This is a genomic window from Streptomyces sp. NBC_00239, assembly GCF_036194065.1.
Lineage (GTDB): Bacteria > Actinomycetota > Actinomycetes > Streptomycetales > Streptomycetaceae > Streptomyces.
The window spans coordinates 7,350,008-7,366,346 of the sequence record NZ_CP108095.1; the positions used below are offsets into that span (position 1 = coordinate 7,350,008).

A 16,339-nucleotide genomic window follows, 5' to 3' on the forward strand; every position below is an offset into this window, starting at 1 on the left:
CCCGTACGTCTCAGGCCGTACGGGTACCCGTACGACCCGCACCCCCGTGCCACGGGTCGTACGGGTACGGCCGTCACGCCCCTTCCGGATTCCTGGAACAGGTTCTACTCTGTGCGCCGTCGAGCAGGGACGATGCCGAGCACAGAGCAGCAGCCAGACTCCTGGAGGGGCCGTGCACCTCGAATACACGCCTGAACAGCAGCAGTTGCGCGCGGAGCTGCGCGCCTACTTCGCGGAGCTGGTCCCGGAGGACGTGTACGCCCGCTACGAGGACTCGGCCGCGCAGAAGCGCTACTACCGCGAGACCATCCGCCGACTGGGCGCGGACGGCTGGCTCGGGGTCGGCTGGCCCACGGAGTACGGTGGCCGCGGCATGTCGCCCATGGACCAGTTCATCTTCTTCGACGAGGCCGCACAGGCCGTGGTCCCGCTGCCGCTGATGGCGCTCAACACCGTCGGGCCCACGATCATGCAGTTCGGCACCGAGGAGCAGAAGGCGTACTTCCTCCCGAAGATCCTCGCCGGCGAGATCGACTTCGCGATCGGCTACAGCGAGCCCGACGCCGGCACCGACCTCGCCGCCCTCAAGTGCAAGGCCGTGCGCGAGGGCGACGAGGAGACCGGCACGTACGTCGTCAACGGCCAGAAGATCTGGACCACCAACGGCGACACCGCCGACTGGGTCTGGCTCGCGGTCCGCACCGACCCGGACGCGCCCGCCCACAAGGGCATCACCATGCTCCTGGTCCCCACCACCGACCCCGGCTACAGCTGCACCCTCATCAACACCCTGGCCTCGCACGACACCACCGCCAGCTACTACGAGGACATCCGCGTCCCGGCCTCCCGCCGGGTCGGCCAGGAGAACAAGGGCTGGCGCCTGATCACCAACCAGCTCAACCACGAGCGCGTCACCCTCGCCGCCCACGGCACCATGGCCATCCGCGCCCTGCACGACGTACAGCGCTGGGCCGCCGCCACCAAACTCGCCGACGGCCGCCGCGTCATCGACCTCGGCTGGGTCCGCGGCCGCCTCGCCCGCACCCACGCCCGCCTCGACGCGATGAAGCTCCTCAACTGGCAGATGGTGAACGCCGTCCAGGCCGGCACCCTCACCCCGCAGGACGCCTCCGCCGTCAAGGTCTACGGCTCCGAGGCCCGCCGCGACGCCTACGCCTGGCTGATGGAGATCGCCGCCGCCGCCGGCCCCCTCAAGGACGGCTCCGCGGGCGCGGTCCTCCACGGCGAACTGGAACGCGGCTACCGCAGCGCCGTCATCTTCACCTTCGGCGGCGGCAACAACGAGATCCAGCGCGAAATCATCTCCTGGATAGGCCTCGGCATGCCCAGGGTCCGCCGCTGACCCCCGTACAGCGGCCGCGTACCCCGGCCGACGACCACGACGCGCTCCCTGCCGGAATCCGGCAGGGAGCCCATCGGCGGAGTGTCTAGCCGAAGTACCACTTCTGGTCGTCGTTCCCGTTGCACGACCACTGGACGGCGCGCTCGCCCCGGTTCGGATTCGCGCCCCAGATGCCGAGGCAGAACCCGGAGTGCTTGTTCACGAAGCGGTAGCCGCCGCCGGAAGCCGGAGTGATGCTCCACTTCTGGTCGTCGTTCCCGTTGCACTGCCACTGGATGGCCTCGGCGCCGAGGTCCGTCGAGGCTCCCCGGATACCGAGGCACAGCCCGTTCTCGTTCTTCACCGTGCTGTACGAACCGGCCGAGCCCCAGAAGTTCCACTGCTGGTCGGCGTTTCCGTTGCAGTCCCACTGGATGGCGGTACGGCCCCACTCGCCGCCGCCACCGTTGATGCCCAGGCACAGGTCGGAGTTCCAGTTGAGGATCTGGTTGGTGGCCGAGGCCCGTGCCGGGGCCGCGCCCGCGGCCGGAGCGCCGGCGAGGCCCACGCCGGTCAGGAGCGCGAGCCCGCCGGCCACTGCGGCGGTCTTTCCAAGAAGACGAGTCATGAGCTTTCCCCTCGAACGCGATGCGGTGCTGTTCGGTGACCGAGCCTAGGAAGGGGGCGTTCGTCTCGTTGTGCGCTCGGCGCGGGCTTCCTTGACGCTCAGCGCACGGAACTCGCTGGGACTCAGCCCGTACGCCTCGCGGAAGGAACGGCTGAAGACCGCCGGCCCGCTGAAGCCCCAGCGGGCGGCGATCACGCCCACCGGATGCGCCCGCGGGCCGGTACGGGCGAGGTCGGCGCGGCACCGCTCCAGGCGACGGCGACGGATCAGGGCGTGGACGCTCTCCCTCTCCCTTTCCCTCTCCTTCTCCGTCTCCCTCTCGTTCGGCTTCTCCTTCTCCGGCCGGTCCTGGCTGTGGCCGTGGTTCCGGAAGAGCTGGTGGAGGCTGCGCACCGACATGCTGTGGCGGGCCGCGATGACGGAAGGGCTGAGGTCCGGGTCGCCGAGGTGGTGTTCGATGAAGGCGTGGATCCGCCGCAACTGCGCCCGTGCGCGGACCTCGGCGGGCAGGAGTTCCCCGGCACCGAGGTGCTGGGCCAGGCAGGTGGCGGCGAGGTCGGCGGCGACAGCGCCGAGACGGCCCAGTTCCGCCGGCGCGCACTGGTCGCCGTGGTCGACCAGGTTGCTCATGAACGAGGCCAGCATCGCCGCCGTGCCGCTGCCTCCCGGAATGCGGCGGGCCAGGAGCCGGTCGAGTCGGTGCGCCTGTAACGGCAGGGCGTTGCGCGGGAGTTGCAGGATCACCAGCTGGTGGTCGGGGGCGTCCGGGGCGGGGGCGCGGGCGTCGGAGGGCCGCGAGGTGTCCCAGAACACCAGGTCCCCGGCATGCGCGTGGCACTCGTTGCCGTGCTGGGACATCACCATGGAGCCCTTGCTCACCATCGCCAGCTGGTACTGCTCCGGGTCGCCGCGCCGGATCAGCGCGGGGGTGCGCCGTGACCGCAGGGGCGCGTAGGCGAGCCTGGACACGCGGAGTTCGCCCAGGTCCAGCACCGCGGCCTCGGCCCGGAATTCGGCGGGCCGCTCACTGCTGATGGCGGTGGGCACCACCTCGCGCGCGACCATGTCGGAGAACCAGTCGAAGCGGTCCCCGGCCGGCAGCTCGTCCGACGAAACCGTTGCCCACATTCCGCACCCCCGGTTCGATCTCCCTGGCAGGAGCCAGGATGCGGCAACGGGGCGCGCTCGAAGCATGGTTGCCGCCCGCCCGGCGTGTCAGAGCAGGCCGTGGTCGCGGGCGTAGAGGGCGGCCTGGGTCCGGTCGCGCAGGCCCAGGCGGTGCAGGATCCGTGAGATGTGGTTCTTCACGGTGCCCTCGCTGAGGAAGAGGCCGGCGGCGATCTCGCGGTTGGTGGCCCCGTCCGCGATCAGCCGCAGCACGTCCGCCTCCCGGGCGGTGAGTACGTCGGCGGGCCGCGGGGCGCCCGGGCCGATCGCCGCTACCAGGCGGGCGGCCGCGGCCGGGGCGAGCTGGGTGACGCCGCGGTGCACGAGGCGTACGGCGGCGGCGAGTTCGGCCGGTGGCAGGTCCTTGAGGAGGTAGCCGTCCGCGCCCGCGCGCAGCGCCTGGACGACGTACTCCTCGTCGTCGAAGGTCGTGAGCATCACGACCCGGCAGGCGGCGGCCGCGCCGGGGGTGGTGGCGGTGTGGGTGCTGATGGCGGGGGCGGGCGTGGTGGCGCCGTCCGCGGTCGTGGCGGCGGCGGGCGTGGTGGGGCCGTCCGTGGTCGTGGCGGCGGCGGGCGTGGTGGGGCCGTCCGTGGTCGTGGCGGCGGCGGTGGCGGTGTCACCGGGGGCGGTGCCGGCGTGGGCGATGTGGCGCAGGGCGGCGACCGCCTGGACGCCGTCCATGCCGGGCATCCGTACGTCCATCAGCACCACGTCGGGGGCGAGTTCCCGGGCCCGGGCCACCGCCTCGTGACCGTCCGAGGCCGTGCCGACCACTTCGATCCCCGGCTGGATGCCCAGCAGCGAGGCGATGCCCTCCCGGATCAGCTGCTGGTCGTCGACGACGAGGACCCGCACGGGCGCGGGCGTCGTATCCGTCATGCCGCGGCCCGCTGGGGGAGCGTCACGGTCAGCCGGGTGCCGTCGCCCCGGCCGGAGTCGATGTCGAGGCGGCCGCCCGCAGCCTCCACCCGCTCCCGCATCCCGCGCAGCCCGAACCCCTCGGCGCGGTGGGCGAATCCGCGGCCGTCGTCGGACACGGTGAGCCTGGCCTGCGCCCGGTCGAGCACCACGGTCACCTCGATACGGGTGGCGGCGGCGTGCCGGCGGGCGTTGGTGATGCCCTCCTGGGCCGCCCTGTAGAGGGCGGTGAGCGCGGACGTGCCGTACCCGCCCTCCTCGCCGGCCACCCGCAGGGTGACGTCCTCGTGGCCGGCGATCAGCTCGTCCAGGGCCGGCCGCAGGCGGAACGGCTCGGCGCGCAGCGCTCCCACGGAAGTCCGTACGTCGGCCAGCGCCTGCCGCGCCGACCGCCGGGCATCGCCGACCGCCCGGTCGGCCGCCGCGGGGTCCAGCTCCCGGAAGGCGGAGGCCTTCTCCAACTGCACGACGACGGCGGTGAGATGGTGGCCGAGACCGTCGTGGATGTCCCGGGCCACCCGATTGCGCTCGGCCGCCGCCGACAGCAGCGCCACCTCCTCCCGCGACTCCTCCAGCCGTGCCCGCAGGCGCCGTTCGTCGACCGCCACGCCGGCCATGGTCACGGTCAACACCAGCCCGACGGCGAACATCAGCAGGTCGGACACCCGCTCCGGGTCCGCGTACCAGCGGGGCGTCGTCAGGACGGCCAGGCCCAGGCAGCCGACGGCGATCGCACAGGCCGCCGCCCGGCCGAACGCGAAGTACGCCGTGAACGGCAGCAGGACGAACAGCGCGCGGGACAGTCCCGAGCCGTCGGTCGCGGCGACCAGCGTGAACAGCGCGGCGCGCACGCACAGCAGGGCGAGGGCGGGACGCAAAGGGGTGCGCGCCGGATAGCGGCGGCACTCGGCCGCGTCGATCCCGACGAGCAGTGCCAAACCGACCGTGAACAGCGGCAGTTCGCCGTCACCGAGGCCCGAGGCGGCGGCGTACCAGCCGGCGGTCAGCACCGCGCCGTACAGGACCGGCGCCGTCCACGGAGCGGGGCGAGAGGAGTACACCCTCCGTACTGTAGGGGGTGGGTCACAAGCACAACTCGGCCGCCGAGGTGGCCCCTTGGTGGCTCCGTGCGAGGGGGAGGCTTCTGAACGGGGTGGCGCGGGCCGTCTTGACGGGTCCGGCCGGCGCGGCGAGACTCGGCCCGTGGACAGAGCCGAGGCGGTGCGTGAAGTGGCGGGGACCCCCCGCCGCTGGTGCCTGACCCGCCGGCTCCACATCGATCTCCTGCGCGTGTGCAGCGCGTTCGGCCGCTTCTGCTGACCCGGCCCCACCGCGTCACAGCACCCACGCATCCGCCGATCCGCAGATCCGCCGGTCTCCAGGAGAGCCATGTCCACGATCGTGCTGCCCGCCGCCTGCCCTCCCGTCGCCGTCCGCGGCCGCATCGGAGCCGGCTTCTCGCCCGCCCCGCGCCGCTACCGCCTCTACCTCGCGGCCGACTGCCCCGCCTCCCGCGACCTCCTCGACCTGCACACCCGGCTCGGCCTCGGCGAGGCCGTCCCCGTCACCGTGCTCGGTGCGGACGACGGCCCGCGCGCCGCATCAGAGGGCCTCGGGGGGTACGGGGGCTACGGGGCGCTTCGCCGTGCGTACGAGGCGACCGGCCACCACTACGGGGGAGCCCTGACCGTCCCCGCACTCTGCGACACCTGGAGCGGGCGCGTGGTCAGCAACCACGCCCCCGACATCCTGCGCGACCTCGCCGGACCCCTGGCACCGGCGGGCGACCGCTGCACGGGAACGCCCACCGCCTGAACCACGACGCCGCGGGGGCGGGGAGGCAGGGAGGCGGGAGACGCAAGGGGATCAGGGGGAGCAGGGGGAGGCGGGGGAACCGGCCCGGACGCTCGCACGTCACAGCGGCGAACGGAAACCGGAAGGAAAGGTGCCGCCATGTACAGGCCGCGTCAGCTCGCCCCCCTCGCCCCGCTCGCCGCACTCCTCCTCGCCCTCACCGGATGCGCCACGTCCGCGGGCGCCGCCGACACCGCCGCCGACGCGACCACTGCCACGACGGCGAAGGCCCCGACCGCGGCCGTCACCGCCACCACGGGCGACCGGCCCGCCCCCGCCCCGGCGGACCTCGACGCCCCGCGCACCGGTCCCGCCGCTCCGAAGCCCGGCACCTGGTACCCGTACGACCTGTACACCCACTGCGGGATCGGCACCCTCACCTTCGCCGGCAAGTACTGGGGGCTGCGGCAGATGCGCACCGACCTGGAGGCCGAGGTCGCCGGTCCCCGCATCGAGTGGAGCGACGGCTACACCCCCGGCTACATCGTGCTGGAGTCCGAGAAGGTGGTCGTCTTCGAGACCGCCGGGCAGCCGCCGCTCGCCTTCACTCCGGTGGCCGCCCCCACTATCCTGTGCCGATGAGCGGATCCGACCCCGGGCTCTACGGGCCCGACTCGGTCACCTGGAACTGCCACGGCGACCCGATGATGTGGATCGCCGGCGTCCGAGCGCTCTACCTCCAGGCCCTTCACCCGCGCGCGGTCCGCGGCGTGATGGCCAACAGCGACTTCCGGCAGGACGCCTGGGGGCGGCTGCTGCGCACCGCCGACTTCGTCGGCACCGTCACCTACGGCACCGCCGAGGCCGCCGAGCGGGCCGGCGCCCGGGTGCGGCGCATCCACCGGAGCCTCACCGCCGCCGACCCCGCCACCGGCGAAACGTTTCGGATCGACGACCCCGAGCTCCTGCTGTGGGTCCACTGCGGGCAGATCGACTCGTTCCTCCACGTCCTGCGCCGCTCGGGCGTCCCCCTCTCCGACGAACAGGCCGACCGTTACGTGGCCGAAAACCGCACCAGCGCCCGCCTGGTCGGACTGGATCCGGCCACCGTGCCGGGCAGCACCGCCGAGCTCGCCGCGTACTTCGAAACGGTTCGCCCGCAACTGGCCGCCGGGGCCGACACGCGCGTCGTCGACGCCTTCCTGCGCCGCCCGCCCGTCCCCTGGCCGCTGCGGCCTGTCCGCGCCCTGATGTGGCGGCCGGTCGCCGCCCTCGCCTACGGCTCGCTGCCCGCTGAGGCGCACCACCTGTACGGCCGTCCCGCGCCCGCCCCGCGCAGCGTCACCCGTCGCCTGCGCCTCACCGGACTCGTCCTGCGCCTGATCCCCGCCAGGCTGCGCTGGCAACTGCCCCCAGGTCACATCTTGAGAGCAATGGCCCGGATGGGGCCCGGCAGCCGTCCCTCGCCGTACACAGTGCGACGAGGGACGGCCATACTGGTCGGGCCGGGGAGGGCACAGCACGACAACGGGGGCGGCAGCACGACATGGCGGAGTTGGCGGAAACCAGACTGATCCAGGGACGGTACCGGCCGCTCGATCTCATCGGGCGCGGCGGTATGGGCGAGGTCTGGCGTGCCCGCGACGAGTCGCTCGGCCGCCACGTCGCGGTCAAATGCCTGAAGCCGCTCGGCCCCGGCCACGACCCCCAATTCACCCAGGTACTGCGCGAGCGCTTCCGCCGCGAGGCCCGCGTCGCGGCCTCCCTCCAGCACCGCGGGGTCACCGTGGTCCACGACTTCGGCGACGACAGCGCCGCCGGCGGCATGCTCTTCCTCGTCATGGAACTGCTCCACGGCCGCAACCTCAGCCAGCTCCTCGACGAGAACGATCAGCGCCCCCTCCCCGTCGACGAGGTCCTCGACATCGCGGAACAGGTCGCCGCGGCGCTCGCGTACACGCACGAGCAGGGCATCGTCCACCGCGACCTCAAGCCCGCCAACATCATGCGGCTCACCGACGGCACGGTGAAGATCTGCGACTTCGGCATCGCCCGCCTCGCCCACGACATCGGGTTCACCGCCAAGCTCACCGGCGGCGGCATGGCCATGGGCACCCCGCACTACATGTCCCCCGAACAGATCGCGGGCACCGAGGTCGACCACCGCAGCGACCTCTACTCGCTGGGGTGTGTGCTCTACGAGATCGCCACCGGCGTCCCGCCGTTCGACCTCGGGGATTCGTGGTCGGTGCTGGTCGGCCACCGCGACACCGCCCCGGAACCGCTGCGCACCCACCGCGGCGAACTGCCCGCCTTCTTCGAGGAGGCGGTGCTCGACCTGCTCGCCAAGTGCCCGGAGGAACGCCCCGCCGACGCCGCCGCCCTCTACCGCAGACTCGTCACCGCCCGCTCCGCCGACCGCACCCGGACACCGGGCCCGGCCGGCACCGGGGCCGTGCCGGGGCTGCCGGTGCCGGGGGCGCCCGTAGTACCCGTAGTACCTGTGGCGCCTGGGGTGCTACCCGTAGTACCCGGGGTGCCTGGGGGGACTGGGGTACCCGTAGTACCCGGGACCGCTGGGGCTGCTGGGGCTGCTGGGGCTGCTCGGGTGGGGGGAGCACCGCGTGTTCCGTCGTCCGAGCCCGCCGTGTCCGAGCCCATGGCCACCGGGCCGATGCCTGCTGGGTCCATGCCCACCGGGCCCGTGGCTCCGGGCTCCGGGTCCTTCGCCTCCGGGTCCGCGGTCGTCGGCGAGGTACAGGCGCCGCTGCCCGGTTGGGCCCGGGGGATCACGGGCGGTCCGCGGCCGGCCGTGGCCCGCGCCACCGACAGCGGGGCCTGGGCGCAGGCCCTCACCGGTGTATGGACCGCCGTACGGAACGCCACCCCGACGCCTACACCCGCCCCGGGGTCGGCCCCGACTTCTGCCCCGACGACGTCCACCCCGGGGCCCGGGCCCCTCCATCCGGGGTCCGTACATCCCGGGCCCTCTCGCCCCGGGCCCGTTCGCCCGGAGCCCGTACATCCCGAGTTCGTCGGCCCTGAGTCCGTAGATTCTGCGCACGTGGGCCCCGGGTCGGTGGATCCGGCTTCCGCGCGCCCCAAGGCCGTACGTCGTGCCCCCGTGCACCCGGACGGGCCCGCCGGGTCAGCCATCGCCGTACGAGCCACCGCCGCGCCGGCCGCCCTCGTGGACCCTGCTCGGCCCGGGCATTCCGCGAACGGCGCCCGGTCCGAGGAGCACGCCGGCGGGACGCGCCCCGACGGGACTGGCCCCGACGGGACTGGCCTCGGCGGGACCCACGCCGGCGGGACCCACGCGGAGGGGGCGCACGCAGACGGGACGGGCGTCGGCGGGACCCACGCCGATGGGACGCGCGCTGGAGGGACGCGCACGACCAAGGCGCACGCCGCCGTGGCCCCCGGCGACGGGACCGGCACTGGCGGGACGCGCGCCGATGGGACGCGTACCGATGGGACGCGTACCGACGGGATGCACGGGACGCACGTGCACGCGACGCGCGCGGACGGGACGCACCTGCACGGGACGCGCGTCGACGGGACGCGCGGCGGCCGCCGTGAGGACGACCCGCGGATCCCGCCGCTGCGGCCCGGGCCGGAGCCGTGCCCGGCCGACGACCTGGCGGCCCGGCACGGCGCCGCCCTCGGCCTGGGCCGGCTCGGCCGCTGGGAGGAGGCCGGGCGGCTGCACCGCGAGGTCGCCGCGGCCCGCGCCGAGGTGCTCGGCGCAGGCCACCCCGACACCCTGGCCAGCCGTTACGAGGTCGCCTTCACGCTCAGCCGCACCGGCCGGGCCGGTGACGCGCTGCTCGAATACGGCCGGGTGGCGACCGCGCGCGCTCGCGTCCTGGGGCCCGACCACACCGACACCCTCGCGACCCGCCAGGAGACCGCGTACGTGCTGGGGGAGCTCGGCCGTCACCAGGAGGCCCACGACGTGTACGAGGAGGTCCTCGCCGCCCGCGAACGCACGGCCGGACCCGACCACCCGGACACCCTGCGCTGCCGCCACAACCTCGCCTTCAACCTCAGCCGCCTCGGCCGCCTCGACGACTCGCACCGGACGGCCGCCGAAGTGGCCGAGGCCCGCGCCCGGATCCTGGGTGCGGAGCACGCGGACACGCTCCTCAGCCGGTACGAGGTCGCGTACGCGCTCGGCCAGCTGGGCCGCTGGGCCGAGGCGCTGGAGGTCTACCGCGAGGTCGCGGACGCCCGCGCCCGGACGCTGGGCCGCGACCACCCCGACACCCTGGCCGCCCGGTACGAGATCGGCATCGGCCTCGGCCGGCTCGGGCGCAGCGCCGAGGCGCTCGACCTGTACCGCAGCCTGGTCCGCGACCGCACCCGCGCGTACGGGGCGGCCGACCCGGAGACGCTGCGGGCCCGGCACGGACTCGGTGTGAACCTCGGACGGCTGGCCCGCTGGAACGAGGCGCTGGCCGAGGCCCGCGAGGTCGGCGAACTCCGCGCGCGGGTGCTCGGCGCGCACCACCCGGACACCCTGGTCAGCCGCCGCGAGGTGGCCGTCGGGCTGGGCTGGCTGGGCCGCTGGGCGGAAGCGCTGTCGGTGTACGGCGAGGTGGCCCAGGGCCGTGAGCAGGCGCTGGGTGCCGGGCATCCGGACACGTTGGCTGCGCGGAGCGACGAGGCGCACTGCCTGGAGCGGTTGGGGCGGGCGGCGGAGGCCGAGGAACTGCACCGGAGGGTGGCGGCCCTGCGCGGCCAGCGCCCGGCCTTCGGCAGCCCCCTCCCCCCGGTCGTCGCCTGACCCGCGACACCGGCCGACCCCGCGCCGCCTCCAGCCTCGCCGGCGTTTGAGGCGCGGGTCCGGGCGGAGGCCGGCCGACCCCGCGCCGCCTCCAGCCTCTCCGGCGTTTGAGGAGCGGGTCCGGGCGGAGCCCGGTACCCGGCGGAGCCCGGTTGCTCTTGGGGCTCCGCCCCAAACCCCGCGCCTCAAACGCCGGCGAGGCTGGTGATGCCCAGCCCACCGACAAGGCTGGGCGTCGCACCGCAAGGCGTCGGCGCGGCTGGGATCCGGCTCAGGGCGTCGGCGAGGCCGGAGGTTCCACCGGCGCACACCTCGCGCGGGTGGGGACGGGGCCGGGGTGGGGCCCTCTGGTCGTGGTGGGGCGGTGCGTGTTACGAAGGGCCATGAGCCGAGCAACGTTCCCGAACGACGCCACCCAGGCCGTACGAGAGGCCGTACGCGAGGCCGTCCCCGAGCCCGTGACGGCCGACGGGCCGCAGGCCGGCGCACCGACCGCGGACGCGTACGACGCCGTCATCGTCGGCGGCGGCCACAACGGCCTGGTCGCCGCCGCCTACCTGGCCCGGGCCGGACGCACCGTACTCGTCCTGGAGCGGCTCGACCGCACCGGCGGCGCAGCCGTCTCCACCCGCCCCTTCGCTGGCGTCGACGCCCGCCTGTCCCGCTACTCGTACCTGGTATCGCTGCTGCCCCGGAAGATCGTCACCGATCTGGGGCTGGAGTTCGCGGTGCGCAAGCGGACCGTGTCCTCGTACACGCCCGCGGTCCGCGACGGACGGGCCACCGGCCTGCTGGTGGGCGGTGGCGAGGACCGCACCCGTGCCTCCTTCGCCCGTCTCACCGGCGACCCCGGGGCCCGCGAGTACGAGCGCTGGCGCGCCTTCTACGCCACCACCGCGCGCGTCGCCGAACGGGTCTTCCCCACGCTCACCGAGCCGCTGCCCACCCGGTCGGAGCTGCGCGGCCGGATCGACGACGAGGCGGCCTGGCGGATGCTCTTCGAGGAGCCCATCGGCCGGGCCGTGGAGGCGCACTTCACCGACGACCTGGTACGCGGCGTGGTGCTGACGGACGCCCTGATCGGCACCTTCGCGGACGCCCACGACCCGTCCCTCGTGCAGAACCGCTGCTTCCTCTACCACGTCATCGGCGGCGGCACCGGCGACTGGGACGTGCCGGTCGGCGGCATGGGAGCGCTCACCGCGGCGCTCGCCCGCGCCGCCCGGTCGGCCGGCGCGGAGATCCGTACGGGCCACGAGGTGCTGCGCATCGAGACGGACGGCGCCGCGGACGCGGCCGTCACCTTCCGCACCGCCCACGGGGAGGGCCGGGTCGCCGCCCGGCAGGTGCTGGTGAACGCGTCCCCGCAGGCGCTGGCCGCGCTCCTCGGCGACGAACCGCCGGCCCCGGCGGAGGGCGCCCAGCTCAAGGTCAACATGCTGCTGACCAGGCTGCCCCGGCTGCGCGACACCGCCGTGGACCCGCGCGAAGCCTTCGCCGGCACCTTCCACATCGCCGAGGGGTACGGGGAACTGGCGCGCGCCCACGCGCAGGCGGCGGCCGGCGAACTGCCCGCCGCGCCGCCGTCGGAGATCTACTGCCACTCGCTGACGGACCCGAGCATCCTCGGCCCCGAACTCGCCGCCCGCGGCTACCAGACGCTCACGCTCTTCGGACTGCACGCGCCCGCCCGGCTGTTCGAGAAGGACAACGACGGGGCGCGGGAGCGGCTGCTCGCCGCGACGCTGGCGCAGCTCGACGCGCACCTCGCGGAGCCGCTCGCCGACTGCCTCGCCGTGGACGCGGACGGTCGCCCCTGCATCGAGGCGAAGACCCCGCTGGACCTGGAACGCGAGTTGCGGCTGCCCGGCGGGCACATCTTCCACCGCGACCTCGCGTTCCCGTACGCGGAGGCCGCCGGGGGCGCGGGACGCTGGGGGGTCGGGACCCGGTACGCGAACGTGCTGCTGTGCGGGGCCGGTGCGGTGCGCGGCGGCGGCGTCAGCGGCATCCCCGGCCACAACGCGGCCATGTCAGCCCTCAACCAATAACCCCCGCCCACCCCCGCCCCGCCTGGCCGGTAGCCCCGGGCGTGCCGACGTGCCCGGGCACAAGCCCCTGCCTTGCGGTGCCCTGGGGCGCAACACCTCAGCCTCGCCGGTGTCCTGGCGGGCAATTCCCAGCCTCGCCAATGCCCTGGGGCGCAACACCTCAGCCTCGCCGGTGTCCTGCGGGCAATTCCAGCCTCGCCGGCGTTTGAGGCGCGGGGTTTGGGGCGGAGCCCCAACGAACAACCCGGCTCCGCCGGGCACCGGGCCCCGCCCGGACCCGCGCCTCAAACGCCGGCGAGGCTGGAAGTTGCCCGTTGTCGTCCAGGGGGTGGTGTGCCGCGCGGGTTCCGGCGAGGCGGGAAGGGGGCGTTCTGGCGGGGGTCAGTCGGGGGAGCGGGTCCAGCCGACGGGGTGGATGCGGGCGGCGTCGGCGGGGCGGTCCTCGGCGAAGAGGAGACCGCCCGGCTCGGCGACCCGCAGGACGTCCACGTACACGCCACGGCCCACGTACCGCCCACCCGCCTCGTACCGGAACCGCAGCCGCACCGCCCGTCCGGCCCAGTCGCCGAGCCCGGCCTCCAACCGGTGCCAGATCCGCTGCGACCAGCCGCCCGCCGTGCCCGCGGGCCAGTGCTCCGGACTGCCGCCGGTGGTACGGACGGTGATGAAGGGGACCGGCGCCCACACGGCGCCGTCCGGGTCCGTCGAGGCCTCCAGGTAGAACGCGCCCGCCCCCGGCACCGTGTCCCACCACACCGCGCAGCGCAGCTTGGCCGCGGCCCCGGTCGGGGTGAGCGGCGGCAGGGTGAGGGTGCCCGAGCCGCCGGTGTCCATGCCGGAGAACCAGGCGGGCCCGCCGTGCCGGGTGCGGACGGGCACGGCGCGGGCGAATCGGTTGCCGGCCGCGACCCGAGGCGCGCTGCCGGCCCGCCAGGTCCGCACCGGGTGCACGGAGTTGCCGAGCAGGATGAGGTACGAGTCGCCGACCGGGTCCAGGACCATGGAGGTGCCGGTGAAGCCGGTGTGGCCGGCCGCGCCGGGGGTGGCCATGGCGCCCATGTACCAGTGCTGGTAGAGCTCGAAGCCGAGCCCGTGGTCGTCGCCGGGGAAGGCGGTGTTGAAGTCGGTGAAGAGGAGTTCGACGGAGGCGGGGCGCAGGATGCGCTTGCCGGCGTAGACCCCGCCGTCGAGGAGGGCGCGGGCGAGCACCGCGAGGTCCCAGGCGGTGCCGAAGACCCCGGCGTGCCCCGCGACCCCGCCGAGCGCGTACGCGTTCTCGTCGTGCACCTCGCCCCAGACCAGGCCGCGGTCCAGGCCGGACCAGGGCGGGCGCTGCACCTCGGTGGCCGCGATCGTCCGGCGCCACGAGAGCGGGGGATTGAAACGAGTGCGGTGCATGCCGAGTGGAGCAGTGATCTCGTCGTGGAGCAGGACATCCAGTGTGTGACCGGTGATCCGTTCCAAGAGCAGCTGGAGCGCGATGAGGTTGAGGTCGGAGTAGCGGTACACGCTGCCGGGAGTGTCCTGCGGACGCACCGACCACAGCAGCCGCAACTGCCCCTCGCGGGTCGCCTCCTGGTAGAAGGGCGCCCACGAGCGCAGCCCCGACGTGTGGGTGAGCAGCTGGCGGACCGTGATGAGCTCCTTGCCGCCGCCGGTGAACTCCGGCAGGTAGCGGGCGACCGGGGCTTCCAGCGTGAGCCGGTTCCGCTCGATCTGCTGCACCGCGAGCAGTGACGTGAACAGCTTGGTGAGCGAGGCCAGGTCGAAGACCGTGTCCTCGGTCATCGCGATCCGCTCGGCCGCCGGGAGCTCCACGGCGCGGTCGGTCCGCCCGTCGTAGTCCGCGTACCGGACGGCGTCCCCGAGGGCCCGGTGCAGCGCGACCGTCCTGCCCCGTCCGGCGAGCACCACCGCACCGGCGAAGTAAGGGTATTCGGGGGACGGCCCGAGGAACCGCCGGACCTCCGACACCACCCCCTCGAGGTGCCGGTCCAGCAGACCCGCCTGACGGGCGGACCCGTACCGCAGCCGGAGCCCTTGCAGGGCGCGGCGCTCCACCGGGTTCTGCCCGGCCGCCCCCGCCGCCCCGGGCAGCGCCTGGAGTGCCAGCACCCCGCCGAGCGCGAGCAGCCGCGCCCCCAGCCGCCGCCGGCTCAACCGGCCGCAGGGCGGGACGGGCGCGCCGGGCGGGACAGGTGGGGCAGTCCTGACGGGCAGCGCAGTCATGACGGACAGGGCAGGTGAAACGGGTGGTGAAGGAGAGACAGATGGTGCAGGTGCGACGGATGGGGCGGGTGAGACGGGAGGGACACGTAGGACCGGCAGGGTGCCTGGGGGTGGTGTGCCGTCCGTTCGCGGCGGCTGTGGTGTTCCCGTGAGCTCGTCCATGACCGGCCCTCCTCTTCCGACCCGCGCACGCTAACGAATGTCTGCCCGCCCGTCCGGCACTCGCCGCTCCGACCGGCCCGCAAAGAATCTGACACAGCATCAGAAAATCTCTTCCCTCGGTCGCCGCGCTGCGGCATCCTGCCGCCCATGGAGACGGAGCTGAGCAAGAAACTGGGAGTCGAGCACGCCATCTTCGGCTTCACGCCCTTCCCGGCGGTGGCCGCCGCCATCACCCGGGCCGGCGGCTTCGGCGTGCTCGGAGCGGTCCGCTACACCGCCCCCGACGACCTCGCGCGCGACCTCGACTGGATGCAGGAGCACACCGACGGCAAGCCGTACGGCCTCGACGTCGTGATGCCCGCCAAGAAGGTCGAGGGGGTCACCGAGGCGGACGTCGAGGCGATGATCCCGGAAGGGCACCGGGAGTTCGTCCGCGAAACCCTCGCCAAGCACGGCGTTCCCGAGCTCGCCGAGGGCGAGGCCTCCGGCTGGCGGATCACCGGCTGGATGGAGCAGGTCGCCCGCAACCAGCTCGACGTCGCCTTCGACTACCCCATAAAACTCCTCGCCAACGCCCTCGGTTCGCCGCCCGCCGACGTGATCGAGCGCGCCCACGACCACGGGGTCCTCGTCGCCGCGCTCGCCGGCAGCGCCAAGCACGCCCGCCGCCACGCCGAGGCCGGCATCGACATCGTCGTGGCCCAGGGGTACGAGGCGGGCGGCCACACCGGCGAGATCGCCTCCATGGTCCTGGTCCCCGAGGTCGTCGAGGCGGTGGCCCCGCTGCCCGTGCTCGCCGCCGGCGGCATCGGCAGCGGGGCCCAGATCGCCGCAGGCCTCGCCCTCGGCGCACAGGGCGCCTGGCTCGGCTCGCTGTGGCTCACCGCCACCGAAGCCGACCTGCACTCACGCGCCCTGACGGAGAAACTCCTCGCGGCCGGCTCCGGCGACACCGTGCGCTCCCGCGCCCTCACCGGCAAGCCCGCCCGCCAGCTGCGTACCGAGTGGACCGACGCGTGGGAGGACCCGGCGGGCCCCGGCCCGCTCCCCATGCCCCTCCAGGGGCTGCTCGTCGCCGAGGCCGTGTCCCGGATCCAGAAGTACGAGGTCCAGCCGCTGCTGGGCACCCCCGTCGGCCAGATCGTCGGCCGCATGAACTCCGAACGCAGCGTCCAGGCCATCTTCGACGACCTGACCCGGGACTTCGAGAAGGCCGTCGACCGGATCAGCCGCATCGCCGGCCGAGCCTGAGAGCC

12 protein-coding genes are annotated in these 16,339 nt (G+C 74.2%); 7 read left to right on the forward strand and 5 right to left on the reverse strand.

Annotated features, from left to right (window positions below; genetic code table 11):
• Positions 1-172: 172 nt before the first annotated feature.
• Positions 173-1,363 carry an acyl-CoA dehydrogenase family protein gene (locus OG764_RS32610; protein ID WP_328971925.1) on the forward strand — a complete coding sequence of 397 codons (1,191 nt, stop codon included), beginning with the start codon at positions 173-175 and terminating at the stop codon, positions 1,361-1,363.
• An 85-nt stretch (positions 1,364-1,448) separates the two neighbouring features.
• Here OG764_RS32610 and OG764_RS32615 read toward each other — a convergent pair whose 3' ends face one another.
• The 4 genes from OG764_RS32615 to OG764_RS32630 all read right to left on the reverse strand — a co-directional run bounded on the left by OG764_RS32615 (position 1,449) and on the right by OG764_RS32630 (position 5,119).
• On the reverse strand, positions 1,449-1,970 hold the full coding sequence (locus OG764_RS32615) for an RICIN domain-containing protein (RefSeq protein ID WP_328971926.1): 522 nt from the start codon (positions 1,968-1,970) through the stop codon (positions 1,449-1,451).
• A 45-nt stretch (positions 1,971-2,015) separates the two neighbouring features.
• Positions 2,016-3,098 (reverse strand): AraC family transcriptional regulator, encoded by a 1,083-nt coding sequence (locus OG764_RS32620; RefSeq protein ID WP_328971927.1) that lies wholly within the window; start codon positions 3,096-3,098, stop codon positions 2,016-2,018.
• Positions 3,099-3,185: 87 nt separating this feature from the next.
• Positions 3,186-4,019 (reverse strand): response regulator transcription factor, encoded by an 834-nt coding sequence (locus OG764_RS32625; protein WP_328971928.1) that lies wholly within the window; start codon positions 4,017-4,019, stop codon positions 3,186-3,188.
• The gene (locus OG764_RS32630; RefSeq protein ID WP_328971929.1) at positions 4,016-5,119 is read right to left on the reverse strand and encodes a sensor histidine kinase; all 1,104 of its coding nucleotides are present in this window, start codon (positions 5,117-5,119) and stop codon (positions 4,016-4,018) included. The genes OG764_RS32625 and OG764_RS32630 overlap by 4 nt, the downstream gene beginning before the upstream one ends.
• Before the next feature lie 328 nt (positions 5,120-5,447).
• Between OG764_RS32630 and OG764_RS32635 the strand changes: the two genes are divergently transcribed.
• The 5 genes from OG764_RS32635 to OG764_RS32655 all read left to right on the forward strand — a co-directional run bounded on the left by OG764_RS32635 (position 5,448) and on the right by OG764_RS32655 (position 12,692).
• Entirely contained in the window at positions 5,448-5,873 is a 426-nt protein-coding gene (locus OG764_RS32635) for a hypothetical protein (protein ID WP_328971930.1), read from the forward strand.
• A gap of 138 nt (positions 5,874-6,011) precedes the next feature.
• A complete protein-coding gene (locus OG764_RS32640) occupies positions 6,012-6,494 on the forward strand; it encodes a hypothetical protein (RefSeq protein WP_328971931.1) in 483 nt (160 codons plus the stop codon).
• Positions 6,491-7,426, forward strand: coding sequence for an oxygenase MpaB family protein (locus OG764_RS32645; protein WP_328971932.1), 936 nt, complete (start codon positions 6,491-6,493; stop codon positions 7,424-7,426). Before OG764_RS32640 ends, OG764_RS32645 begins: the two co-directional genes overlap by 4 nt.
• Complete coding sequence (locus OG764_RS32650; protein ID WP_328971933.1) at positions 7,408-10,641, forward strand: serine/threonine-protein kinase; 3,234 nt, start codon at positions 7,408-7,410, stop codon at positions 10,639-10,641. Before OG764_RS32645 ends, OG764_RS32650 begins: the two co-directional genes overlap by 19 nt.
• 383 nt (positions 10,642-11,024) lie before the next feature.
• Entirely contained in the window at positions 11,025-12,692 is a 1,668-nt protein-coding gene (locus OG764_RS32655) for a phytoene desaturase family protein (RefSeq protein WP_328971934.1), read from the forward strand.
• A gap of 381 nt (positions 12,693-13,073) precedes the next feature.
• On the opposite strand, the gene OG764_RS32660 is transcribed toward OG764_RS32655, so the two are convergent.
• Complete coding sequence (locus OG764_RS32660) at positions 13,074-14,921, reverse strand: serine hydrolase (RefSeq protein ID WP_328971935.1); 1,848 nt, start codon at positions 14,919-14,921, stop codon at positions 13,074-13,076.
• Positions 14,922-15,230: 309 nt separating this feature from the next.
• Here OG764_RS32660 and OG764_RS32665 point away from each other — a divergent pair, with 309 nt between their 5' ends.
• Positions 15,231-16,334: an NAD(P)H-dependent flavin oxidoreductase gene (locus OG764_RS32665; protein WP_328971936.1), complete on the forward strand. Its 1,104-nt coding sequence runs from the start codon at positions 15,231-15,233 to the stop codon at positions 16,332-16,334.
• The last annotated feature ends 5 nt before the right edge of the window (positions 16,335-16,339 follow it).